Origin of the sequence: Halostella salina (assembly GCF_003675855.1) — an archaeon.
In the GTDB taxonomy this organism is placed as follows: Archaea; Halobacteriota; Halobacteria; order Halobacteriales; family Natronoarchaeaceae; genus Halostella; species Halostella salina.
Map to the genome: position 1 here is coordinate 341,831 of NZ_RCIH01000002.1, position 21,447 is coordinate 363,277.

Here is a 21,447-nt window from a genome sequence, read left to right on the forward strand (position 1 = left end):
CCGGGTGTTACACGGTAGCAAGCTGCTCGTACACGGTATCGCTGGATAGCAGAGCCGGCTGTTGCGCCGATGGTAAAGGACGACACCGATGCGGACCACGGGGATACGTCCTGACTGCTGCGATAGCCTCACGGGACCGGCGCTGACGTCTCCATCGGCGCGCGTTTGGGCGGCACTAAGCAGCTAGAGCATGGGTATATCGAGGGTGTCGCACTACTGGCCCCCATGCGACAAGATAGCGACGACGACCGAATCGAACGGAACCGAAGCGGCAGACGACGAGTACTCGTCTCGATCGGTACGGCGGCAGCGGTGGGACTGGCTGGGTGTTCGGGCGACGACGGAACGAGCGATGGCGGGCCCGGTGTCGATGCCCTCGGGACAGACGACGGTGGCACCGACTCGGGGTCGTCGGACGGCGACACCCAGTCCTTGGACGGTGGCGACGACGGCGAATCCGCCGAGGGGGTCAGCCCCGCGACCTGTTCCGACCTCACCTCGGGGTACACGGCGCTGAACCCCGGCGACCGACCGCTGACGTTCCGCTGTGAGCGCCCCGAGGCGCTGAGCGACCTGACGTACACCTCGCCGCCGGGATTCAACGTCAAGATGCGCCCGCAGAACGCGAGCGACGCCGACTACCCGAAACTGCTTGAGATCACCCAGACTGCACTTCACCAGGGGCAGAGTGAGGAGCCCTACGAGCCCGGAGCCGACGAGGAGGACGTCACCACCGTCGAGTTCGAGTACGCTGGCGAGACGCTCCAGGCCAGCGTCGGCGCGTTCGAGAACAACACCGTCAGGGCCTTGACCAGATTACCCTACGAGTTCGAGCGGGGCAAGCGATACGTCAACACGCTCATTCTGTTGCGCGTGTTCGTGGAGGCCAACGACGGGTCGCTGGGAGAGGAGTGTGCCCCAAACGCGGAGGAGGCGGTCCGACACGTCATCGGATCACTAGAGCCGAACCCAGAGACGACGGTCCAGTCAGCGACCGAGGAGTACAACTAGGTTACAGGGCCCCGGTGACAGTCCCGGTAACTCCTGTGCCTTTATTACAGTCGGTCGAGAGTCTCTCCCCCGCCGTCTGAGGAGGGTACACAGGAGCTGGGAATGATACGTGTAGTGTTACGTTCCAACACTACCGAATTAAATAGAACACGATCAGAACCAGGAGGTGACATCACTGGAGGAACGAACGCCTGACTCCCCCGACACATCCGGAGCTACACGGGCATCTACGTCACGGATACACGAATATATATCGACAATAAGTGCGACGGGGCCGGTGCCGCGGGGCGCTACGCCGCGTCGGGGAACGGCACCTCGACGACCTGCCCGTCGTCCGGGACGAACGCCTCCCCGTCGAAGACCTCGCGGGCCTCCCGCTCGTGGGCGGCCACGTCGCCGGTGTACCGCGATGAGATGTGGGTCATGGCGAGGCGCTTGGTGTTCGCCCGGCGTGCGATCTCCGCGGCCTCCCGGGCGGTCGAGTGGCCAGTCGCCCCGGCCCGCTCGGCGCGGTCGTCGGCGAACGTCGCGTCGTGGACCAGTAGGTCGGCGTCGGCGGCCACCTCGGCGGTCGTCGCGGTCGGCCGCGTGTCGCCGGTGTAGACGACTTTCCGGCCCGGGCGCGGCTCGCCGACGACCTGCTCGGGCCGGACGACGGTGCCGTCGTCGAGTTCGACCGGGTTGCCCTCGTGCAGTTCGGAGAACTTGGGGCCGACGGGGACGCCGAGTTCCTCCGCGCGCTCGCGGTCGAACCGGCCCTTGCGGTCGTCCTCGACGAGCGCGTAGCCGACCGCGTTGGTTCGGTGGTCCACGTCGAACGCGCGCACCTCGTAGTCGTCGCCCGACAGCGCTACGTCGCCGCCGCCGACCTCGTTGACACGAACCCGGAACGACGGGCGGGTGCTGGCGGCGAACAGCAGGTCCTCGACGTCCGAGCGGGTCCCCTTCGGCGCGTGGACCGCCAGCGGTTCCTCGCGGTCGTTGAAGTCCATCGTCTGGAGCAGTCCCGGGAGGCCGAGCACGTGGTCGCCGTGGAGGTGCGTGACGAACACGTGGGAGACGGCGAAGCCGGTGCCAAAGCGCATCATCTGGCGCTGGGTGCCCTCGCCGGCGTCGAACAGGAGGCGGTCACCCTCGCGGTTGACCATGAGGCTGCTGGGGTTGCGCTCGGTCGTCGGCACGGCCCCGCTGGTCCCGAGAAAGGTGACGCGCAGAGACATATCCACCCCTCGGCCGCCCACCAGTAAACCGCCTTCGGAACGCGCCGGGCCGGCGGCAGGGCCGCCGGAACCGACCGATTCTTACCGCCGCCGCGACTACCGGGTGGTGATGGACGCGCCGCTGTGGACCGACACTCACGCCCCCGACCTCGCCGACATCCCGCAGGACGACGTGCGCGAGTACCTCCAGCGCGCCGTCGACGAGCCGCTGAACCTCGTGATCCACGGGCCGAAGGGGAGCGGCAAGACCGCCGCCGTCCGGGCGCTCGCCCGCGCGGCCCACGACGACCCCGACAACGACCTCGTGGAGATCAACGTCGCGGACTTCTTCGGCCGGACGAAGACGGAGATCAAGAACGACCCGCGCTTCGAGTCCTTCCTTCAGGGCCGCAGCGACATGGCCAAGCGCGACATGATAAACCACGTCCTCAAGGAGTCGGCGAGCTACGCGCCCGTCTCGGGGACGTACAAGACGGTCGTACTCGACAACGCCGAGGACATCCGCGAGGACTTCCAGCAGGCGCTGCGGCGCGTGATGGAGCGCCACCACAAGACGACGCAGTTCGTGATAACGACCCGGCAGCCGACGAAGCTCATCCCGCCGATCCGGTCGCGCTGTTTCCCCGTCCCCATGCGGTCCCCGATGGACGACGAGATAGCGACCGTGCTCGAAGGGATCGTGGAAGAGGAAGGCGTCGAGTACGAGTCCGACGGCCTCGAATACGTCGCGGGCTACGCCGACGGCGACCTCCGCCGGGCGATCCTCGCCGCCCAGACCACGGCCGAAGCCGAGGGCGAGGTGACGATGAACGCCGCCTACGAGACGCTCGGCGAGGTCGGCGCGGACGACCAGATCAAGGAGATGCTCGACGACGCCGAGGCCGGTGAGTTCACCGATGCGCGATCGACGCTCGACGACCTGCTCGTCGACGAGGGGTTCAGCGGCGAGGAGGTGCTCGACGACGTCCTCCGGATCGCCCGGTCGCGGTACGGCGGCGACCGACTCGCCGAACTCCACCATCTCGCCGGCGAGGTGGACCTCGACCTGGCCGAGGGGACGAACGACAGACTGCACGTCTCGCACCTGCTCGCCGAGCTGGGGCGGTAAGCGGTCTGTCGTGAGTGAACGACAGACTGCACGTCTCGCACCTGTTGGCCGAACTGGGGCGGTGAGCAACCCCGAGCCACACGTTTTTATCGGAAGCCGCGGCCAGGGCCGCCATGACCTGACCAGCCGCCGCGGAGCGGTCGAGGCGGGTGTGCGACGACCCGCTCCGCGGAGCAGCCCGTCGCCTGTTCGCTACTCCAGCACCAGCACGTACCGGGTCAGCGACCGGTGGACGCGGCGCTCGAACGACGCCTCGATCTCCCAGCCGGCCTCGCGGGCGACACCGGCCCACGAGCGGTCCGCGACCATCACGGCCCGCGGCGCGACCCGCCGGGCTTCGGCCAGCGCGCCGGCGACGAGGTCGTCGAGGTCGTGACTGGCGATCTTCGACTGGCGACCGTACGGCGCGTCGAACACGACCCCGTCGACGGCGTCGTCGCGGAGCGGAAGCCGCGTCGCGTCGCCGCGGAGCACGGCGTACTCGCCGTCGGGGAGGAACTGGTCGAGGTTCTCACGGGTGCCCCGGACCATCCGTGCCTGCGCGTCGCTGCCGAGCACGCGTGCGCCGGCGAGTCCGGCCTCGATGAGCACGCCGCCGGTGCCACACATCGGGTCCAGTATCGTGCGGCCCGGCGCGGCACCGGCGACGTTCGCCAGCGCCCGGGCGAGCAGTGGGTCCATGCTCCCGGGCTGGAAGAACGCCCGGTCGGTCGGCTTGCGGTCGCCGTAGTCCCGGCGGCTCTCGGCGACTTGCCATCCGAGCACGCAGCTATCGGCGGCCTCCGCGTCGGGGCTTCCGGACGGCTCCCCCCGGGCGAACAGCGCGCGCAGTTCGTGGTCGGGGTCGTCCAGGTCCACCGCGAAGCCGCGGTCGACGAGGACCCCGCCGAGTTCGCGTTCGACGGCCTGCGTGTCGACGCCCGAACTCCCGCGAACGTCGCGCGCCCGGACGGCGACGGTGCCCTCGCGGTCGAGCGACGCGGCCGAAAGCAGCGCGCGGGCGCTCGCCACGCTCGCGTCGGTCCGTCCGACGGCCTCGCTCGCGCGGTGCGTGTAGGCGAGCGTCCGGACGGCCTCGCGGTCGACCGCCGACGCCGTCGCAAGACCGGGCGCGACGACGGTTACGTCGGCCGCGACGCTCTCGGCCTCGCGGGCGGCGAACGCGTCGTCCTCGCCGCCGAGTTCCAGCACGTACACGCGAGAGCGTGCGAGCGGGGCGCAAATCAGCGTGTTGGTCCGGTGCCGTCGGGCCGAAACCCCCGTCTGCCGGTCTGTCTCGGCGGCAACCTGTCCGGAGACGGCACCAACCTTTATAAACCTTAAATACGTCTTTTAAGTCGACTCATGACTGATCCCAAGGAAACTATCAATATCGAAAACGTGGTGGCTTCGACGGGAATCGGGCAGGAACTGGATCTACAGAGCGTGGCGATGGACCTGGAGGGTGCCGACTACGACCCCGAGCAGTTCCCCGGTCTCGTCTACCGCACGCAGGAGCCGAAATCGGCCGCGCTCATCTTCCGGTCGGGCAAGATCGTCTGTACCGGCGCGAAGTCCACCGACGACGTCCACGAGAGTCTACGGATCGTCTTCGACAAGCTCCGCGAACTGGAGATCAACGTCAACGAGGACCCGGAGATCGTCGTCCAGAACATCGTCACCAGCGCGGACCTCGGCCGCAACCTGAACCTGAACGCGATCGCCATCGGCCTCGGCCTGGAGAACATCGAGTACGAGCCCGAGCAGTTCCCCGGCCTCGTCTACCGTCTCGACGAGCCGGAGGTCGTCGCGCTCCTGTTCGGCAGCGGGAAGCTCGTCATCACCGGCGGGAAAAAGCCCGAGGACGCCGAACACGCGGTCGACAAGATCGTCTCGCGGCTGGAGGACCTGGGCCTGCTGGAGTGAACTACCCCACCCTACTCGCTCACGGCTGACGCCGTTCGCTCCTTGAGGGTAGGGCTTCCTGCTTCCACGACGCGCTTTGCAGACACGGAGGTGTCCACAGGGAGCGCAGTCTCCACAGGCGCTAATTCGGAGTGTCCCACTCCTACATCTTCGAGACCGCGAGAAAGGATGTTCCACGCCGCATTCGCGTCCCTGTCCGCCTCGAACCCGCAAGCCGGACACGAGTGTTCGCGCACCCACAGCGGCTTGTCCGTCTTGACACCACAGGACGCACATTTCTTCGTCGTATCTTTCGCGTCAACCGCGACGAAGTGCGTCCCTTCGCGCTTGCACTTGTATTCGAGCATTCGTAGGAACGTCCCCCACGCCGCCCCTGCCCGGTTTCGAGAGTTGCCTGGGAGTTCGACCAACCCTTTCGCGTCGAGGTCTTCGACCGCTACGAGGTCGTATTCTCGGGCGTAGTAGTTCGAGAGTTTGTGTAGGAAGTCGCGGCGCTTGTTCTTCAACTCGGCGTGACGTTCGGCAACAACTCGGCGCTGTTCCTCCCAATTCGCAGAGCCGTGTTCCTTCCGAGAGAGGTCACGCTGTGCGCGTTCCAACCGCTCGCGCTCGTCAGACAGATCAAGCGACCCGACCGCCGTGCCGTCGGTGTCGTGGGCGTACTTGAGAATACCCACGTCGATACCGACGCACAGCTCGGGATTCTCGGGTTTCTTCGGTGGGTTGTTGGGGGTTTCGACGCCGAGGATGGCGTACCACTTGCCGGTGGGTTCGCGTTTGACGGTGACAGTCTTGATTTCGGCGTCGTCAGGTAGGTCGCGGTGGAAGGTGAGTGGAATTTCTCCGAGTTTCGAGAGCCACAATTTTGTCCGATCGCTCGTGTTCTTGAGCTTGAAACCGGATTGACTGTAGGTGAAACTGCGGTACTCGCCCGGTGCCTTCCAGTTGAGCGTGCCGACGCGATAGCCGTTCTCTTTGCGACCCCGGAGCGTCGAGAGGTTGTCGTACAACCGCTGAACGACTTTCTGAAGAACCTTCGAGTGAACACGTTTCAGGTCGTTCCACCACTCCTTGAGACTCGGAAGGAGTTTCTGCTCGGAGTATGCTGAGGTGTCGTCGGTGCGGTTGAGTCGGTGGAGGAAGTGGTTGTAGACCTGTCTACAGGTATCAACAGTCCACGCTAACTGTTCTTCGAGAGCGTCGGACGGTCGAAGTCGATACCTGTAGTTGTAGTTCATCTACGAGCGTTCTTCGATGAGTTCGTCAAGTTTCCCGCGAACGAACGACGAGAGGTTGAGGTGATTCTCCTCGACCCACTCGGCTTGGTCTTCGCGGATGGTGATATTCTTCCGTCTCACGACATGAGCATCATGCGCATTATACATATAGTTATTGCGATTGCATGGGCCTGTGTGCTGAGCGTCGAACGTGTTTGATACTCGTGCAGCGCTGTATCCCCTACTCACTCGCTCTGCTCGTTCGTTGAGGAAGGGGTCTTAGCACCTCAATTCAGGTAAAACCGGCACGTACAACCCGGCCGCGTCCGAACCCCCGCCATGGCACTCGTCGCGCAGCTGGACCCAGCTGGCGGTACACCGATTGCTTATGTTGGGACGTTTCTGGCGTTTTGGATAGGTTACTCTCTCACCGCGCATATCGCTGCACGATACGTATTGGGTGACGTATCTGTGCGCCGGGCGTTACTGGTCGGTCCAGTTCCTGCTGCAGCGTCGATTCTGCTACAGCAGTACGGGCCTGCGATCTCAATCGCCGTCACGCTGTTCGGAGATTACCTCGCTATCCAAAGTGTCTACCGTCTGAACTATCGACTTGCAGGATTAGTTGCGATCGTTCACTACACCGTCACCGTAATTCTCGGTATCACGCTCGCTAACCTCATCGGATTACTGTCGACCGCGCCGACGTAGCTGGTTTTTTCTCCCGCCTGTGCGGAGGCATCGTATGGACCAGTCGCAGCGGACGCGGATCGCGCGAGGGGGGCTGTCGCTCGTGGTCGCGGGCGTGCTGATAGCGGTGGTCGCCGCGCTCGGCCTCAGCGCGTCGACCGAGGTGCTCGCCGCGCTGGTGGTCGGCGGCGTCGGACTCGCGGTCGCGGGGTACGCCGGCGACCGGCCGGCGCTCGCGGCGGTGTGGCCAGCACCGCTGTTTGCCGCCGCCGGGCTGTATCTCTTCGCCGCGGACGGCCGGACCGCGCTGTTCGTGGAGGCGCTCCTGTTCGTCGTCGTCGGCGTCGCACAGCTGATCTTCTCGCAGGTCTGGGACTGAGCGCTCCCCGACGCCGCCCGCGAGCGCATCACTCGACGAGCCGCTCGATCTCGGTGACGAGGATGTCGCTCGCGCCCTCCCGCTTGACCTCGGTGATCGTCTCGAACACGTCGCGCTCGTCGACGACCGCGTGGACCGCGACCTTGCCGTTCCCGTCGTCGTCGGCGATGTCCATCACCGTCGGGCCGCCCATCCCCGGGATCACGTCGCGGACGGCGTCGAGGCTCTCCTGCGGGACGTTCATCATCAGGTAACGCTTCCCGTCGGCCGACAGCACGGATTCGAGCGCCGTCTCGACCTGCTGTGCTTTCGGGTCGTCGACGGCGTCATCACGGGCGAACAGGTAGACGGAGCTCTGGAGCACCTCGTCGATGATACCGAGGTTGTTCACGCGCAGGGTGGTGCCGGTGGAGGTGATGTCGATGATGGCGTCGGCCATGTCGACGTGGGGCGTGAGTTCGGTCGCGCCCGTCACCTCGACGATGTCGGGCGAGACGCCCGTCTCGGCGAAGTAGTTCCGCGCGACGTTGGGGAACTCGGTGGCGACTTTCCCGTCGGCGAGATCCGCGACGGACTCGACCGGGCCGTCGTTGGGTGCGGCGAGGACGAGCCGACAGCGCCCGAATTCGAGGTCGAGGCGCTCGACGACGTTGCCGGGTTCAGCCTCCCGGACCTGGTCGAGCCCGGTGATGCCGAGGTCGGCCGCGCCGTCGCTGACGTACTCCGGGATGTCTGCGGCGCGGGCAAAGAGGAGCGTCACGTCGGGGTCGACGGTGTCGGCGTACAGCTTCCGGTCGGCCCCGTCGACGACGTGGAGCCCGGCGCGTTCGAGCAACTCGATCGCCGGCTCGTGCAGTCGCCCCTTGTTGGGCACGGCAATGCGCATACGCGGCGTTGGACCGCCCGGGGCAACTACCTTTCCCTCCGGCTACCCGTACAGCGCCTCGACCAGCGGGAAGGTGACGTGGATCTCGATGACGGCGGCGACTGCGAGCGCGATCCACGCGGCGGCGACGAAGCCGAGGGTCCGCCGCCACTCCGCACGGGTCTGGACGCTGTCGCGGCGGCCGGCCACGCGGAGCGCGGTCCGGGCGACGACCCGGAACGCCACGGCGCTGGCGACGAACAGCGCCGGGAGTTCGAGCACGCCGTGCGGGGCGATGGCGAGGAGGACGAAGCCGAGGCCCTGTTGGCCCCCCGCTATCGCCCCGACGTAGCCGACCAGGACGCCGTTGACGACGAGGCCGAACGCGGTGAGAAGGCCGAGCGTGAGCGCACCGAGCAGCATGATTGCGAAGGCCCGCGTGTTGTTGGCGAGCAGGGACAGGACGGTCAGCTCGCCGGGGATCACGCCGCGGATCTCGGAGAACCCGAGTTCGGCGAGCAGGTCGACGTCTTGGACGACGAGCCCCACGCCGCCGAGCGTCCCGACGAGGAAGACGCCGAGCGAGAACAGGAGGTACCGCCGGTGTTCGCGGGCGGCGAGGGCGAGCCACTGGAGGTCCATACGAACGGGTCGGCCGCCGGAGAGATAAAGCCGCCCGCTCCGTCCCGGTAGATTGACGCCGCGGGCGGGCCACGGTCCGGCCATGACGACGATGCTCGTCGAGGGCGGGCGGGTGCTCCGCCCGGACATGACGGTAGCGCGCGCCGACGTGCTGGTCGACCGCGACGCCGGCGAGATACGCGCGGTCGGCGGGGACGTCGACGCCGACCCGGACGAACGGCTGGACGCGAGCGGCGGCCTCGTGATCCCGGGGCTTGTCAACGCCCACACGCACGTCGCGATGACGCTCCTGCGTGGCTACGCCGACGACAAGCCGCTGGACGCGTGGCTCCGCGAGGACGTGTGGCCGGTGGAGGGTGCGATGACCGCCGACGACGTGCGGGCCGGCGCGGAACTCGGGCTGGTCGAGATGATCAAGTCCGGAACGACGGCGTTCGCGGACATGTACTTTGACGTGGGGGAGGTCGTTGACGCCGTCGCCGACGCTGGCGTGCGCGCTCGCGTCGGGCACGGCGTCGTCACGGTCGCGAAGGACGAGGACGCCGGCCGTGCGGACTTCGAGGAGAGCCTCCGGGTCGCCCGGGAGTACGACGGCGCGGCCGATGGCCGCGTTGCGACGGCGGTGATGCCCCACAGCCTCACGACGGTCGGCGACGAGTTCCTTCGCGAGTACGTCGCCGAGGCCCGCGAGGCGGGCGTCCCGCTCCACTACCACGCCAACGAGACGGTCGACGAGGTCGACCCCATCGTCTCCGAGCGCGGGGAGCGCCCGCTCGAATACGCCGCCGATCGGGACATGCTCGGCGCGGACGACTTCGTGGCCCACGGCGTCCACGTCGACGGGACGGAGATCGACCTGCTGGCCGAGCGTGGAACCGCCGTCGTCCACTGCCCCGCGTCGAACATGAAACTGGCAAGCGGGATGGCCCCGGTCCAGCGCCTGCGCGAGGCGGGCGTCACGGTCGCGCTCGGGACGGACGGCGCGGCGTCGAACAACGACCTCGACCTGTTCGACGAACTGCGCGACGCCGCGATGCTCGGCAAACTGGCGGCCGACGACGCGAGCGCCGTGCCCGCCGAGGCGGCTGTCGAGATGGCGACCGCCGGCGGCGCGTCGGCACTCGGTATCGACGCCGGTCGGATCGAACCCGGAGCGAGGGCGGACCTCGCGGTGGTCGACCTCGAGGCGGTGCACCTGACACCGCAGCACGACCCCGTGAGCCACCTCGCGTACGCCGCCCGCGGGAGCGACGTGCGCCACACGGTCTGCGACGGCGCGGTGCTGATGCGGGACCGCGAGGTCCTGACGCTGGACGAGGACGCGGTCCGGGAGCGCGCGGAGCGCCGGGCGCGGGACCTGGTCGAGCGCGCGGAGGGGTAGCGTTAGCCGTCGACGCGCGGGTCCAGCGACAGGTGCGCCAGGTCCTGAATCAGACTGCCGACGATGCCGGCCGTGGCGGTGACGATCGCGATCCCGATCACCAGCGGGATGTCCCGGTCGTGGATCGCCTGCAGGCCGACCCGCCCGATCCCCTGGATCGGGAGTATCTGCTCCAGCACGAACACGTTCACGACGAGGACGCCGAGCAGTTCGACGAAAAACAGCGAGAACAGCGGGAGCGCGGCGTTTCGCAGCACGTGGCGGGCGACGCGGCGGTTCGACGCGCCCTTCGCGCGGACCAGTTTCACGAAGTCGGTGTTGACGTACTCGCTGGACTCTGCGCGGGCGTAGCGTAGCTGGCCGGCGATGAGGCTGGTCCCGAGGACGGCCGCCGGCAGGACGACCGTCTTGAAGTTCGGGATCGCCGCGATGAGGTCGGGGACGTGTTCGGCCCCGACGAGCGGGATGACGATCACCCACCAGACGTTCGGGACGCCGTAGCTCACCGAGAACGCCGCGGTCGAGAGCCGTTCGGTCAGGCTCCCGTCGTTCATCGCCGAGAACACGCCGAGCCCGACGCCGCCGATGACCGCAAACGCTATCGCCGGCACGACGTACGCGAGCGTCGCCGGCAGCGTGCGCGAAAGCACCTCGGTTACCGGCGCGTTCTGGCTGTACGACTCCCCCCAGTCCAGCGTCGCGATGCCGACGACCCACCGGAGGTAGCGCTCGTGAATCGGGTCGTCGAGGTTGCGCGACTCCCGGTACTCCCGGATCGCTTCCTCGACGATGGCTTTCCGTTCATCGCGGGGTTCGTCGACGGCGGACATCGCGGCCCCGTGGGCGACGAGGCCCTCGTTGGGGTCCTCGGTCAGCGCGACGAAGGCGAACGTGACCGAGACGACCAGATACAGTGCGAACACCGCGAACAGCACCCGCTTCGTGACGTGCTTCCAGGGCGGCATGGTGGAGGGTTGCCTCGAAGGTGACGGGACGATCATAAAAATTTAATGAACGTTGTCGACACATGTGGCAACGTACCACTGCGGTCCCCGCGGTGATCGCCCAACAATGACCCTCTGCTCTCCCGAGCGGTCACCTCCGCTCACCGAACGAGGTGTACAGCGACGTGAGTAACGACGACGAAACGGCTCCGATAGCCCCGGTTGACTGGGACCGGGTTGAGGGGTCCCGGTCCGTGCCCTGGCGGCTCGTCGCCCTGGTCGCCGGGCTGGGGGTGCTGGCGGCTGCGCGACTCCACTACGGCGAACACGGCGACCTGCTCATCGACTTCCCGTCCCGGCTCACCTGGGTGTACCGCGCGAGCCTCGTGGTGCTTGCGGTCATCGTCGTCCCGCCGCTCGTCCGCAGCCCGGAGCGGACGCGCCGCCGGTGGGAGCGGTTCAAGTCGAACCGCTTTGCCGTCGTCTGTCTCGCGTACCTCGCCGTGTACGTCCTGTTCGTGTTGCTCGGCCCGGTCTACGTCGAGCGTGTCCAGCTCGCGCTCGGGTACGGCCATCAGCCGCCGGCGTTCTTCACTGCGCCGTTTACCGGCGACTGCCTCGGCCCCGTCGTGGAGACGGGCGGGGGGCAGGTGTGCCGCGGGACGCTCAACTTCCCGCTCGGGTCGGCGCATATGGGGTACGACATGCGGGCGATCCTGTTCTGGGGGATGCGGACGACGTTCCAGGTGGCGGCGATCACCACGGTTATCATGGTGCCGCTCGCGACCGCGGTCGGCGTCGTCAGCGGCTACGTCGGCGGCCGGGTCGATACGTTCCTGATGGGCTACGTCGACATTCAGCAGTCCGTCCCTGCGTTTGTCGTCTACATCATCCTCACGTTCGTCTACGGGCCGAACCTCCTGCTGCTGGTCGTCGTGTTCGGCCTGCTCTCCTGGGGGAGCATGGCCCGGCTCGTCCGGAGCGAGACGCTCCAGCGAACCGAGGAGTCGTACGTCGAGGCCGCCCGCGCCGCGGGCGTGAGCCACCTGACCGTCCTGCGGCGGCACGTCCTGCCGAACGTCTCGAACACGGTGCTGGTCGGGGCGACCCAGAAGATCCCGCAGATCGTCCTGATCGAGGCCGGCGTGACGTTCATCGCGCTCGGCGACACCGGGCGGTGGTACCCCTCCTTCGGGCAGACGCTCCGGGCCGGGCTCGACCCGGGCTTCTACTACTCCTCGCCCGGCGTGATGGACATGTGGTGGGTGTGGCTGTTCCCGGCGGTCATCCTGGCGGTGACCGTGATATCGATCAACGTCGTCGGCGACGCGCTGCGGGACGCGATCGACCCGCGGGGTGACGCATGACGCTGCTCTCCGTCTCGGACCTGACGGTGACGTTCGAGTCCGACCGCGGGACGGTCCGCGCCCTCGACGGCGTCGACTTCGAGGTCGAGCGCGGCGAGACGGTGTGTCTCGTCGGCGAGAGCGGATCCGGCAAGACCGTCGCCTGCGAGACGCTGACCCGCCTGCTGCCGTCGACGGCCGAAACCGACGGGACCGTGGCGTTCGACGGGCGGGACCTGCTGTCGGCCTCCGAGCGCGAGATCCGGTCGGTCCGCGGCGACCGGATCGCCCACGTCTTCCAGAACCCGCAGGGGGCGCTCGACCCCGTCTACACCGTCGGCGAACAGATCGCCGAGGCGATCCGGATCCACCGCGACGAATCGAGGTCGGCGGCGCGCAAGCGCGCCGTCTCCCTGCTGGACCGCGTCGGGATCCCCGACCCGGCCGAGCGCGTCGACGAGTACCCCCACGAGTTCTCCGGCGGGATGAAACAGCGGGCCGTCATCGCGATGGCGCTGGCGACCGACCCGGACGTGCTCGTCGCCGACGAGCCGACGACCGCCGTCGACGTGACGACGCAGGCCGGCATTCTGGAACTGCTCCGCGAACTCCAGGCCGAGCGCGGGATGGCCGTCGTGTTCGTCACGCACGACCTCGGCGTCGTCGCGCAGGTGGCCGACCGCGTCGTCGTCCTCTACGCCGGGAAGGTGATGGAACGCGGGTCCGTCGGCGACCTGTTCGACGACCCGGCCCACCCCTACACCGATGCGCTGCTCGACTGCCTCCCGCGCCGCGGTCGGACCCCGGACCCGATCCCGGGCGACTTCCCGGACCCGACGGAGCCGCCGGACGGCTGCCGGTTCCACCCGCGCTGTCCGCACGCCGTCGACGAGTGCCGCGCCGGCGACCAGCCGCCGATCGTCGCCGCGGACGCACCCGATCACGTCGCCTCCTGCGTCCACTACGGCGAGGGTGGCGACCCGAGCGTGCTCGACGGCGACCACACGGCCCCCGCCGGCGACGCACCCGCGGATGGCGACGCACCCGACGCAGCCAGCGGGGTGAGCGACGATGAGTGACCCCCTGCTGTCGGTTCGGAACCTGAAGCGACACTACCCGATCCGGTCCGGGTGGCTGAACCGGGTGACAGGCCACGTCCGGGCTGTCGACGGCGTCGACTTCGACCTCCGGCGCGGCGAGACGCTGGGCGTGGTCGGCGAGTCCGGCTGCGGCAAGTCGACGGTCGCGCGCTCGGTGCTCGGGCTGGAACCGCCGACCGAGGGAACCGTCGCGTTCGACGGACTGGACCTCGCCGACCACTCCCGCGGGGAGCGGTCGGAGTTCCGCCGGCGAGCCGGGATCGTGTTCCAGGACCCCACGTCGAGTTTCGACCCGCGGATGACGGTCGGCGAGTCCGTTGCCGAGCCGATGGCCGCCCACGGCCTCGGCGAGGAGCGACGGGCGGAGCGCGTCGACACGCTGCTCGAAACCGTCGGACTCGCCCCGGCGGACGGCGACCGCTACCCCCACGAACTCTCGGGCGGGCAGAAACAGCGGGCGGCGCTGGCGCGGGCGCTGTCGCTCTCGCCCGACCTGCTCGTGCTGGACGAGCCGGTGAGCGCGCTCGACGTGTCGGTGCAGGCGGAGATCCTCGCGCTCGTCGCGGAACTGCAGGAGGCGTTCGACCTGGCGGTCCTGCTCGTCAGCCACGACATGAGCGTCGTCTCGCAGCTCTGTGACCGCGTCGCGGTGATGTACCTCGGCGAGATCGTCGAGCGCGGCCCGGCCGACGCGCTGTTCGACGACCCGGCCCACCCCTACACCGAGGCGCTGCTGTCGGCCGTCCCCTCGCCGGATCCGAACGACCGGCTCGACGACGCCGCGCTCGACGGCGAGGTCCCCGACCCCTCGGACCCGCCGAGCGGCTGCCGGTTCCACACGCGCTGCCCGTCGGTGATCCCGCCGGACGACGCCGCGGTCGACGACGACGTGTTCCGCGCCGCGTTCTCCCTCCGCGTCGCGCTCCGGGACGGCAACGTCGGCGCGCGGTCGGTCCGGGAGCGCCTCGCCGGCGACGGCGACCCCGACGACGTGGCCGATTCGGCCGTTCGCGAGGCGCTCCGCGAGGCGTACGACCTCCCGCCGGAACTCGACGCTGACCCGGCGGAACGCGCCCTCGCCGAGGCGCTCGACGCGGCGGCCTCCGGCGACGCCGACGCGGCCGCCGAGCGGCTCGCCGACCGGTTCCACAGCGTCTGCGAGCGCGAGTCGCCCGGCCAGCACGACGTCGACGGCCACGCCGTCGCCTGCCACCTCCACCGGGCGGAGCGCGGCGCTGAGCCGGTGTCCGGGAACGCCCGTCACTGACGAGGCCTCCGCGTCTGCACCCTGTTTCGGATTCACGGCCTTAGAACTGCTTTTGAACTTTCTAAGCGAGTTTGAAATCCCGCTAAATCCGGGGCAACCATCTTAAGCACCGGGGCGGTTTATGTATCGAGGGCCCGACCTATCGCCTGTCATGCACCGTAGCAAGCTGTTCGCACTGGTTGGCGTCGCCGTGTTGATACTGTCGGCCGTCGGGCCGGCGGCGGCCGCGACGGGCGGGTCGGCCGATGTCGCGACGACATCCGATGCCGTGTCGGTGTCCACGTTCGCGGACGACAACGAGACGGACGACGACAACGAGACGATCGATGAGAACGAGACGATCGATGGGAACGAAACCGCCGAAGACAACGAGACGGACGACGACAACGAGACCGTCGAGAACGACACCGACGGGAACGTCAGCGAGTCGTTCGGGGCGGAGGTGTCCGCCTTTATCGCGAGCCTCGACGACACCAACTCGTCCGAGCCGCGAGGGCTCCTGATCGCCGAGTTCGTCCTGGCGAACAACCCGGGCAACGCGCCGGACCACGCCGGCCCGCCGCCCCACGCGGGGCCGGGCGGCGATGACGACGGCAACGAGACGGACGACGAACGCGGCCCGCCGGAGCACGCGGGCGGCGACGATGACGAGGAAGAAGAGGAAGAGGAAGCTGACGACGAGGAAGAAGAGGACGAAGAGGAAGAGGAAGAGGAAGAGGAAGAGGAAGAGGAAGCTGACGACGACGAGGAAGAGGAAGAAGAGGAAGAAGACGAGGAGGACGACGATGACGACGACGGCGGACCGGGCAACGGGAACGGCAACGGTCCCGACAACTGACGACGGGTAGCGCGGTAGCGACTCGCTTTTTCGCCCCGTTTCGACGACAGCCACGGCGTCGTCCGCCGCGGGCGGCGTCGTGTCCGGCGGCGCGCTTCGGTAGCGTTTTCCCGCCGGTCGACCACGTGTTCACCATGACAGACGGCTATCCGCCCATCACCGAGCAGCTGTCCGACGCGGACGCTGCCCGGGAGGAGGGCCGCCGGAAGATGGACTGGGCGCGCCAGCACATGCCGATCCTCGCCGAACTGCGCGAGTCGTTCGTCGACGAGCAGCCGCTCGCGGGCCAGCGGATCGGGATGGCGATGCACGTCGAGGCCAAGACCGCCTGCCTCGTCGAACTGCTCGCCGACGGCGGCGCGGAGGTGGCCATCACCGGCTGCAACCCGCTGTCGACCCACGACGACGTGAGCGCGGCGCTGGACGCCCACGACTCGATCACCAGCTACGCGAAGCGGGAGGTCGACGACGAGGAGTACTACGCCGCCATCGAGGCCGTCATCGACCACGAGCCGACGCTGACCGTCGACGACGGGATGGACATGGTCGCGGCGATCCACGACGACTACCCCGAGCTGATCGACTCCATCGTCGGCGGCTGCGAGGAGACGACGACGGGCGTCCACCGGCTGCGCGCGATGGACGAGGACGGGGCGCTGGAGTACCCCGTCTTCGCCGTCAACGACACGCCGATGAAGCGGCTGTTCGACAACGTCCACGGCACCGGCGAGTCGTCGCTGGCGAACATCGCCATGACGACGAACCTCTCGTGGGCCGGCAAGAACGTCGTCGTCGCGGGCTACGGCGACTGCGGCCGCGGCGTCGCCAAGAAGGCGTCGGGCCAGAACGCGAACGTCATCGTCACCGAGGTCGAACCCCGCCGCGCGCTGGAGGCGCACATGGAGGGGTACGACGTGATGCCGATGGCCGAGGCCGCCGAAATCGGGGACGTGTTCCTCACGACGACGGGCAACCGCGACGTGGTCACCGAGGAGCACTTCCCGGAGATGAAAGACGGCGTCCTGCTGGCCAACGCCGGCCACTTCGACGTGGAGGTCGACCTCGATGCGCTGTCGGATCTCGCCGTCGCCGAGCGCGAGGCCCGCGACGGCGTCCGCGAGTACGAGATGGCCGACGGCCGCCGCCTCAACGTGCTCGCCGAGGGTCGCCTCGTCAACCTCGCCGGCCCAATCGCGCTCGGTCACCCCGTCGAAGTGATGGACCAGAGCTTCGGCGTGCAGGCGGTCTGCGTCCGCGAACTGATCGAGAACCCCGACGCCTACGACGCCGGCGTCCACGAGGTGCCCGACGAACTCGACCGCGAGGTCGCCGAGGTGAAACTCGCGGCCGAGGGCGTCGAGTACGACGACCTCACCGACGACCAGCGCGAGTACATGGACTCCTGGCAGCACGGCACGTAGCTCGCCAGAAGTTCGGACGCGCCAGGCCTCGTTTTCACCGCTGCACGTCGACCGTCAGGTCGGACTGCACCCAGGCGTGTTCGTTCTCGGGGTCGGCGATCATGCTGACCCGGGTGTCGTCGAGGTCGTACTCCTCGTAGGTGGCTCTGACGCGCGGCTGGGAGACCGGTGCGGAAGTGGACTCGCCGCCGGTCATGCTTCGATGGCGACCTCGCCGCCGTCGTAGCTGGTCCCGTCGACGGTGACCGTCCCGTCGGCGTGGACGACGATGCGCCGCCCGTCGTGTTCGAACTCGACGTACGTCGTGGCCGTGCTTTCGACGAGCGTGTCGAGCGCCTCCGGGTCGATGACGGTGTACAGCGGCGGGTCGAGCGTCCGTGGGTCGGTCCCCGCGGCCCGTGCGAGCGCCGCGACCACGCGCTTGCTGACGGCCTCGGACTCGGTTGGTGCCTCTGACACCATACGCATACGACGCCGCCGACCGGTATCCGTCTAACCGGTATACTGGTTAATCGGATCATTCATCCGACACAATACGTATAGCCCTCGTCGGTATCCGGTCGGCCGTCCCCGTGGCTTCCGGCCGCGAAACCTTTGTGGATCGGTACCAATGATCAACTAACTAAGCAATGACCGGGGGTGCATCCGGGACCGACCGTGTCCAGCGGGCGCTCGAACGGCTCGCCGACGGGGAGACGGCCGTCGACCTTCCGGACGACGCCGAGGGGGAACGGGGGGAGCTGTTCGCGGCCGTCGACGCGGTCGCGGCCCGACTCCGCGAGGCGGACCGCGCCCGCCGCATCGCAGCGGACCGGGCAGCTGCGCTGTTCGAACGCGGCTCCGACCCCGTAGCGCGCGTGGCCGTCGACGATGGTCCGCGAGTCGCCGCGGGCAACGAGGCGTTCGCCGAGGTGTTCGGCGAGGCGGCCGGCGCGCCGCTCGGCGACTGTCTGGCCGAGCGCGCGGACGACGTCGCGGAGCGCGTCGTCGGGGGTGAGCCGGTCGAACGCGACCTTCAGGTGGCGACTGCGGCCGGCGTCGCCGAGGCCCGGTTCGAGTTCGTGCCGGCCGGCGACGACGAGGGGTACGCCGTCTTCGCTGACCTCGTCGACCCCGGCGAGCGCGCGGGAAGCGAGCGCCGCCGAACGCTGTACGAGGTGACCTCCGACCCGTCGCTGTCGAGCACGGAGAAGATAGACCGCTTGCTGACGCTCGGCTGTGAGTGGTTCGACGTGGACAACGCCTACCTCAGCCGGATCGACGCGGACACCGGGCAGTACCGGGTCGAGCGCGCGGTCGGCGACGAGTTCGTCGACGTGGGCTCCGAGATCAGCCTCTCGAAGACGTTCTGCCGGCGTGCGATCGACTCGGCGGACATCCTCGGTATCTACGACGCCGTCGCGGAGGGGTTCTCGGACGACCGGGGCTACGCCGAGAGCGGCATCGCGTGTTACATCGGCGGCCGCGTGACCGTCGACGACGAGCTGTACGGGACGTTCTGCTTCTTCGACGACGACCCCAAGGGGACGCCGTTCACGGCCGTGGAGCGGACGCTCGTCGACCTGATGGCCCGCTGGGTGAGCTACGAACTGGAGCGCCGGGAGCGCGAGCGCGAACTCGGGCTCCAGGACCGCGCGATGGCGGCGGCACCGGTCGGTATCACCATCGCGGACGCGACCGACCCCGACCACCCCGTCGTGTACGCGAACGAGCGGTTCGAGACCATCACCGGCTACGACGCCGCGGAGATCCGTGAGGAGAGTCAGGACCGGCTCTACGGCCCGGACCCGGACCCCGCCGCGGCGGAACTGCTCGACGCCCGCGGCACGCCGGCGTCGACCGACGCGACGGTGCGACATTACCGGCGGGACGGCGAGGCGTTCTGGGCACACGTCCGGCAGGCGCCGGTTCTGGACGAGGACGGCGCGGTCACGCACGTCGTCACGTTCCGCGAGGACGTGACCGAGCGCGTGCGCGACGAGCGCCGGCTGGAGGCGCTCGTCGAGAACACGGACAACCCCATCTACATCAAGGACCGGGACGGCGTCTACCAGTGGGCCAACGAGGCGACCGCGCGCGTGTTCGGCCTCGACCGGGAGGCGGTGGTCGGGGCGACGGACGCGGACCTGTTCGACGCGGCGAGCGCCGAGACCATCCGCGAGGTCGACCGGCGCGTCGTCGAGACCGGCGAGCACGTCACGCGGGAGACGGAGACGACTATCGACGGCGAGCGCCGGGTCTGGCTGAACAACAAGTACCCCTACCGGAACGAGGCCGGCGAGGTGGTCGGGATTATGGGGATCAGCCAGGACATCACCGAGCGCCACCGGCGGGAGCGCGCGCTCGCGACCCTCCACGACGCCACCCGGGAACTGCTCACCGTCGAGACGGAGTCCGGGGCCGCCGACCTCGTCGTCTCGGCGACCGGCGACGTGCTCGGGGACGCCGCCCTGGCGTTCCACCGGTTCGACCCGGCCGGGAACGAACTCGTCCCGACCGCGGCGACCGACGGCTTCGCGGACGGCGACCCACCGGCGCTCGTCGTCGGGGGCGACGCCGCGCCGTGGTCGTGTTTCCTCGACGGGGACCCCCGAGAGTTCGACGACCCGGCTGCGGTCGCGGCGGGGTGGACGCCGCCGAACGACGCCGACGGGGGGCTGCTCGTGCCGGTCGGGGAGCACGGCCTGTTCGTCGTGGCGACGCCGGACGCCCCGCTCGCCGAATCCCGGCGGCGACTGGTCGAAACCGCGGCGGCCAGCGCGGAGGCCGCCTTCGACCGGCTGGACAGCGAGGCCGACCTCCGCGAGCGCGAGGCGCAACTGGCCGAGCGCAACGAGCGCCTCGAACGGCAGGCGCAGGTGACCGACATCATGCGCACCATCAACCAGTCGCTGGTCGCCGCGGAGAGCCAGGACGCCGTCGAGACCGCCGTCTGCGAGGGGCTGGCGGGGGCGGCCGGCCTTCGCTTTGCCTGGATCGGCGGCTGGGACGCCGACGACGGTCGGCTCGTCCCCCGGACGTGGGCGGGCGACGGCGGGGGCTATCTCGACGCCGTGTCGCTACGCGCCGACCGGCAGGAGCCGGCCGTCGTCACCGCCCGCGAGGCGGAACCGACGGCGGTGGAGACGGTCGCGGACCGCGTCACCGCCGAGGAGTGGCGCGAGCACGCCGCCGGGAGCGGCTTCGCCGCGGCGCTCGCGGTGCCGCTCGCCGTCGACGACCACGGGCACGGCGTCCTCGCGGTGTACGCCGACGACCCCGGCGCGTTCGGGGAGCTCGAGGTGGACGTGTTCCGGGAACTCGGCGAGACCATCGCCGACGCCCTCGAAGCCGTCGCCGTCCGGGAGGCGCTCCACGCCGACACGTACGTCGAACTGGAGCTGTCGGTGACGGCGGACGAGTCGGTCCTCGCGCGACTGCAGGCGGCGACCGGTGGCCGGGTCGCGTACGAGGGGTCGTCCGGCCGCGCCGGCGACGCCTCGGAGCTGTTCGTCTCGGTGGCCGACGCCGAGCCGGACGCCGTCGCGGACGCGCTCGACGACCTCGTGGCGGTCACCGACCACCGACACGTGGCGAGTTCGGAGGCGGGCCACGCGTTCGAGGTGACGGTCGCGGACGACAGCCTCCCGGCGGCGCTCGCCCGGGCCGGCGGTAGCCCGCGGTCGGCCGTCGCCGCCGGCGGCCCGCTCTCGGTCGTCGTCGACGTGCCGGCGGGCACGGACGTCCGGGAGTACGTCGACCGGCTCCGGGAACGGTACGACGCCGTCGAGCTTCGCGGCCGGCGCAACGTCGAACGCGGCGTACACACCCGCGAGGCGGTGATCCGGGACCTGTTCGACGCGCTCACCGAGCGCCAGCTCGAAGTGCTGCGGACGGCGTTTCTCGCCGGCTTCTTCGAGTGGCCCCGCGAGACCACCGGCGAGGGCGTCGCCGAACTGCTGGACGTGTCACAGCCGACCGTGAACCGCCACCTCCGGGTCGCCCAGCAGCGGCTGCTCGCCGAGCTGTTCGCCGTCGAACCGCCGGCGGCCGTCCGGGACTGACTGCGCCGCTGTCGCAAGCCTCCTAATCCCCCGCTCCGTACGCCCGTCCATGACCGCCGGCACGGGGGAC

General features: G+C 69.1%; 20 protein-coding genes. 12 read left to right on the forward strand and 8 right to left on the reverse strand.

Annotated features, from left to right (window positions below):
* Positions 1 to 225: 225 nt before the first annotated feature.
* Complete coding sequence (locus D8896_RS05025; RefSeq protein ID WP_121820989.1) at positions 226 to 1,011, forward strand: hypothetical protein; 786 nt, start codon at positions 226 to 228, stop codon at positions 1,009 to 1,011.
* Between the two features lie 290 nt (positions 1,012 to 1,301).
* On the opposite strand, the gene rnz is transcribed toward D8896_RS05025, so the two are convergent.
* A complete protein-coding gene (gene rnz, locus D8896_RS05030; RefSeq protein WP_121820990.1) occupies positions 1,302 to 2,231 on the reverse strand; it encodes a ribonuclease Z in 930 nt (309 codons plus the stop codon).
* Positions 2,232 to 2,340: 109 nt separating this feature from the next.
* On the opposite strand from rnz, the gene D8896_RS05035 reads away from it, so the two are divergent.
* On the forward strand, positions 2,341 to 3,339 hold the full coding sequence (locus D8896_RS05035; protein WP_121820991.1) for an AAA family ATPase: 999 nt from the start codon (positions 2,341 to 2,343) through the stop codon (positions 3,337 to 3,339).
* Positions 3,340 to 3,531: 192 nt separating this feature from the next.
* Here the strand turns inward: D8896_RS05035 and D8896_RS05040 are convergent, their stop codons facing one another.
* Complete coding sequence (locus tag D8896_RS05040) at positions 3,532 to 4,536, reverse strand: methyltransferase domain-containing protein (RefSeq protein ID WP_121820992.1); 1,005 nt, start codon at positions 4,534 to 4,536, stop codon at positions 3,532 to 3,534.
* A 147-nt stretch (positions 4,537 to 4,683) separates the two neighbouring features.
* Between D8896_RS05040 and D8896_RS05045 the strand changes: the two genes are divergently transcribed.
* Complete coding sequence (locus D8896_RS05045) at positions 4,684 to 5,244, forward strand: TATA-box-binding protein (RefSeq protein WP_121820993.1); 561 nt, start codon at positions 4,684 to 4,686, stop codon at positions 5,242 to 5,244.
* 11 nt (positions 5,245 to 5,255) lie between these two features.
* Here D8896_RS05045 and D8896_RS05050 read toward each other — a convergent pair whose 3' ends face one another.
* Positions 5,256 to 6,482, reverse strand: a complete 1,227-nt coding sequence (locus tag D8896_RS05050; protein WP_121820994.1) for an RNA-guided endonuclease InsQ/TnpB family protein — start codon at positions 6,480 to 6,482, stop codon at positions 5,256 to 5,258.
* 318 nt (positions 6,483 to 6,800) lie between these two features.
* On the opposite strand from D8896_RS05050, the gene D8896_RS05055 reads away from it, so the two are divergent.
* Together D8896_RS05055 and D8896_RS05060 are read left to right on the forward strand one after the other, a co-directional pair.
* Complete coding sequence (locus D8896_RS05055) at positions 6,801 to 7,172, forward strand: DUF7473 family protein (protein WP_121820995.1); 372 nt, start codon at positions 6,801 to 6,803, stop codon at positions 7,170 to 7,172.
* A 34-nt stretch (positions 7,173 to 7,206) separates the two neighbouring features.
* Positions 7,207 to 7,530, forward strand: coding sequence for a hypothetical protein (locus tag D8896_RS05060; RefSeq protein WP_121820996.1), 324 nt, complete (start codon positions 7,207 to 7,209; stop codon positions 7,528 to 7,530).
* Positions 7,531 to 7,558: 28 nt separating this feature from the next.
* On the opposite strand, the gene hisG is transcribed toward D8896_RS05060, so the two are convergent.
* Positions 7,559 to 8,416, reverse strand: a complete 858-nt coding sequence (hisG, locus tag D8896_RS05065; RefSeq protein ID WP_121820997.1) for an ATP phosphoribosyltransferase — start codon at positions 8,414 to 8,416, stop codon at positions 7,559 to 7,561.
* A gap of 42 nt (positions 8,417 to 8,458) precedes the next feature.
* Positions 8,459 to 9,037 (reverse strand): stage II sporulation protein M, encoded by a 579-nt coding sequence (locus D8896_RS05070; RefSeq protein WP_162991448.1) that lies wholly within the window; start codon positions 9,035 to 9,037, stop codon positions 8,459 to 8,461.
* 82 nt (positions 9,038 to 9,119) lie between these two features.
* Here D8896_RS05070 and D8896_RS05075 point away from each other — a divergent pair, with 82 nt between their 5' ends.
* Positions 9,120 to 10,418 (forward strand): amidohydrolase, encoded by a 1,299-nt coding sequence (locus D8896_RS05075; RefSeq protein WP_121820999.1) that lies wholly within the window; start codon positions 9,120 to 9,122, stop codon positions 10,416 to 10,418.
* 2 nt (positions 10,419 to 10,420) lie between these two features.
* Here the strand turns inward: D8896_RS05075 and D8896_RS05080 are convergent, their stop codons facing one another.
* Positions 10,421 to 11,383 carry an ABC transporter permease gene (locus D8896_RS05080; protein WP_162991449.1) on the reverse strand — a complete coding sequence of 321 codons (963 nt, stop codon included), beginning with the start codon at positions 11,381 to 11,383 and terminating at the stop codon, positions 10,421 to 10,423.
* Positions 11,384 to 11,547: 164 nt separating this feature from the next.
* Here D8896_RS05080 and D8896_RS05085 point away from each other — a divergent pair, with 164 nt between their 5' ends.
* The 5 genes from D8896_RS05085 to D8896_RS05105 all read left to right on the forward strand — a co-directional run bounded on the left by D8896_RS05085 (position 11,548) and on the right by D8896_RS05105 (position 17,334).
* Complete coding sequence (locus D8896_RS05085; protein ID WP_162991450.1) at positions 11,548 to 12,729, forward strand: ABC transporter permease; 1,182 nt, start codon at positions 11,548 to 11,550, stop codon at positions 12,727 to 12,729.
* On the forward strand, positions 12,726 to 13,787 hold the full coding sequence (locus tag D8896_RS05090) for an ABC transporter ATP-binding protein (RefSeq protein WP_121821002.1): 1,062 nt from the start codon (positions 12,726 to 12,728) through the stop codon (positions 13,785 to 13,787). Before D8896_RS05085 ends, D8896_RS05090 begins: the two co-directional genes overlap by 4 nt.
* Positions 13,780 to 15,075 carry an ABC transporter ATP-binding protein gene (locus tag D8896_RS05095; protein WP_121821003.1) on the forward strand — a complete coding sequence of 432 codons (1,296 nt, stop codon included), beginning with the start codon at positions 13,780 to 13,782 and terminating at the stop codon, positions 15,073 to 15,075. The genes D8896_RS05090 and D8896_RS05095 overlap by 8 nt, the downstream gene beginning before the upstream one ends.
* Positions 15,076 to 15,226: 151 nt before the next feature.
* Positions 15,227 to 15,913, forward strand: a complete 687-nt coding sequence (locus D8896_RS05100; protein WP_121821004.1) for a hypothetical protein — start codon at positions 15,227 to 15,229, stop codon at positions 15,911 to 15,913.
* Positions 15,914 to 16,047: 134 nt separating this feature from the next.
* Positions 16,048 to 17,334, forward strand: a complete 1,287-nt coding sequence (locus D8896_RS05105; RefSeq protein ID WP_121821005.1) for an adenosylhomocysteinase — start codon at positions 16,048 to 16,050, stop codon at positions 17,332 to 17,334.
* Positions 17,335 to 17,368: 34 nt separating this feature from the next.
* On the opposite strand, the gene D8896_RS19225 is transcribed toward D8896_RS05105, so the two are convergent.
* Positions 17,369 to 17,530, reverse strand: a complete 162-nt coding sequence (locus D8896_RS19225; RefSeq protein WP_162991451.1) for a DUF7331 family protein — start codon at positions 17,528 to 17,530, stop codon at positions 17,369 to 17,371.
* Positions 17,527 to 17,796, reverse strand: coding sequence for a HalOD1 output domain-containing protein (locus tag D8896_RS05110; RefSeq protein ID WP_121821006.1), 270 nt, complete (start codon positions 17,794 to 17,796; stop codon positions 17,527 to 17,529). The genes D8896_RS19225 and D8896_RS05110 overlap by 4 nt, the downstream gene beginning before the upstream one ends.
* Before the next feature lie 167 nt (positions 17,797 to 17,963).
* Here D8896_RS05110 and D8896_RS05115 point away from each other — a divergent pair, with 167 nt between their 5' ends.
* On the forward strand, positions 17,964 to 21,377 hold the full coding sequence (locus D8896_RS05115) for a bacterio-opsin activator domain-containing protein (RefSeq protein ID WP_121821007.1): 3,414 nt from the start codon (positions 17,964 to 17,966) through the stop codon (positions 21,375 to 21,377).
* Positions 21,378 to 21,447 lie beyond the last annotated feature (70 nt).

Coding starts and splice junctions, on each gene's coding strand:
- D8896_RS05105 (WP_121821005.1), top strand. CDS start 16,048: ATGACAGACGGCTATCCGCCCATCACCGAGCAGCTGTCCGACGCGGAC.
- D8896_RS05100 (WP_121821004.1), top strand. CDS start 15,227: ATGCACCGTAGCAAGCTGTTCGCACTGGTTGGCGTCGCCGTGTTGATA.
- D8896_RS05060 (WP_121820996.1), top strand. CDS start 7,207: ATGGACCAGTCGCAGCGGACGCGGATCGCGCGAGGGGGGCTGTCGCTC.
- D8896_RS19225 (WP_162991451.1), bottom strand. CDS start 17,530: ATGACCGGCGGCGAGTCCACTTCCGCACCGGTCTCCCAGCCGCGCGTC.
- D8896_RS05075 (WP_121820999.1), top strand. CDS start 9,120: ATGACGACGATGCTCGTCGAGGGCGGGCGGGTGCTCCGCCCGGACATG.
- D8896_RS05025 (WP_121820989.1), top strand. CDS start 226: ATGCGACAAGATAGCGACGACGACCGAATCGAACGGAACCGAAGCGGC.
- D8896_RS05050 (WP_121820994.1), bottom strand. CDS start 6,482: ATGAACTACAACTACAGGTATCGACTTCGACCGTCCGACGCTCTCGAA.
- D8896_RS05070 (WP_162991448.1), bottom strand. CDS start 9,037: ATGGACCTCCAGTGGCTCGCCCTCGCCGCCCGCGAACACCGGCGGTAC.
- D8896_RS05055 (WP_121820995.1), top strand. CDS start 6,801: ATGGCACTCGTCGCGCAGCTGGACCCAGCTGGCGGTACACCGATTGCT.
- rnz (WP_121820990.1), bottom strand. CDS start 2,231: ATGTCTCTGCGCGTCACCTTTCTCGGGACCAGCGGGGCCGTGCCGACG.
- D8896_RS05095 (WP_121821003.1), top strand. CDS start 13,780: ATGAGTGACCCCCTGCTGTCGGTTCGGAACCTGAAGCGACACTACCCG.
- D8896_RS05090 (WP_121821002.1), top strand. CDS start 12,726: ATGACGCTGCTCTCCGTCTCGGACCTGACGGTGACGTTCGAGTCCGAC.
- D8896_RS05110 (WP_121821006.1), bottom strand. CDS start 17,796: ATGGTGTCAGAGGCACCAACCGAGTCCGAGGCCGTCAGCAAGCGCGTG.
- D8896_RS05080 (WP_162991449.1), bottom strand. CDS start 11,383: ATGCCGCCCTGGAAGCACGTCACGAAGCGGGTGCTGTTCGCGGTGTTC.
- D8896_RS05045 (WP_121820993.1), top strand. CDS start 4,684: ATGACTGATCCCAAGGAAACTATCAATATCGAAAACGTGGTGGCTTCG.
- hisG (WP_121820997.1), bottom strand. CDS start 8,416: ATGCGCATTGCCGTGCCCAACAAGGGGCGACTGCACGAGCCGGCGATC.
- D8896_RS05035 (WP_121820991.1), top strand. CDS start 2,341: ATGGACGCGCCGCTGTGGACCGACACTCACGCCCCCGACCTCGCCGAC.
- D8896_RS05115 (WP_121821007.1), top strand. CDS start 17,964: ATGACCGGGGGTGCATCCGGGACCGACCGTGTCCAGCGGGCGCTCGAA.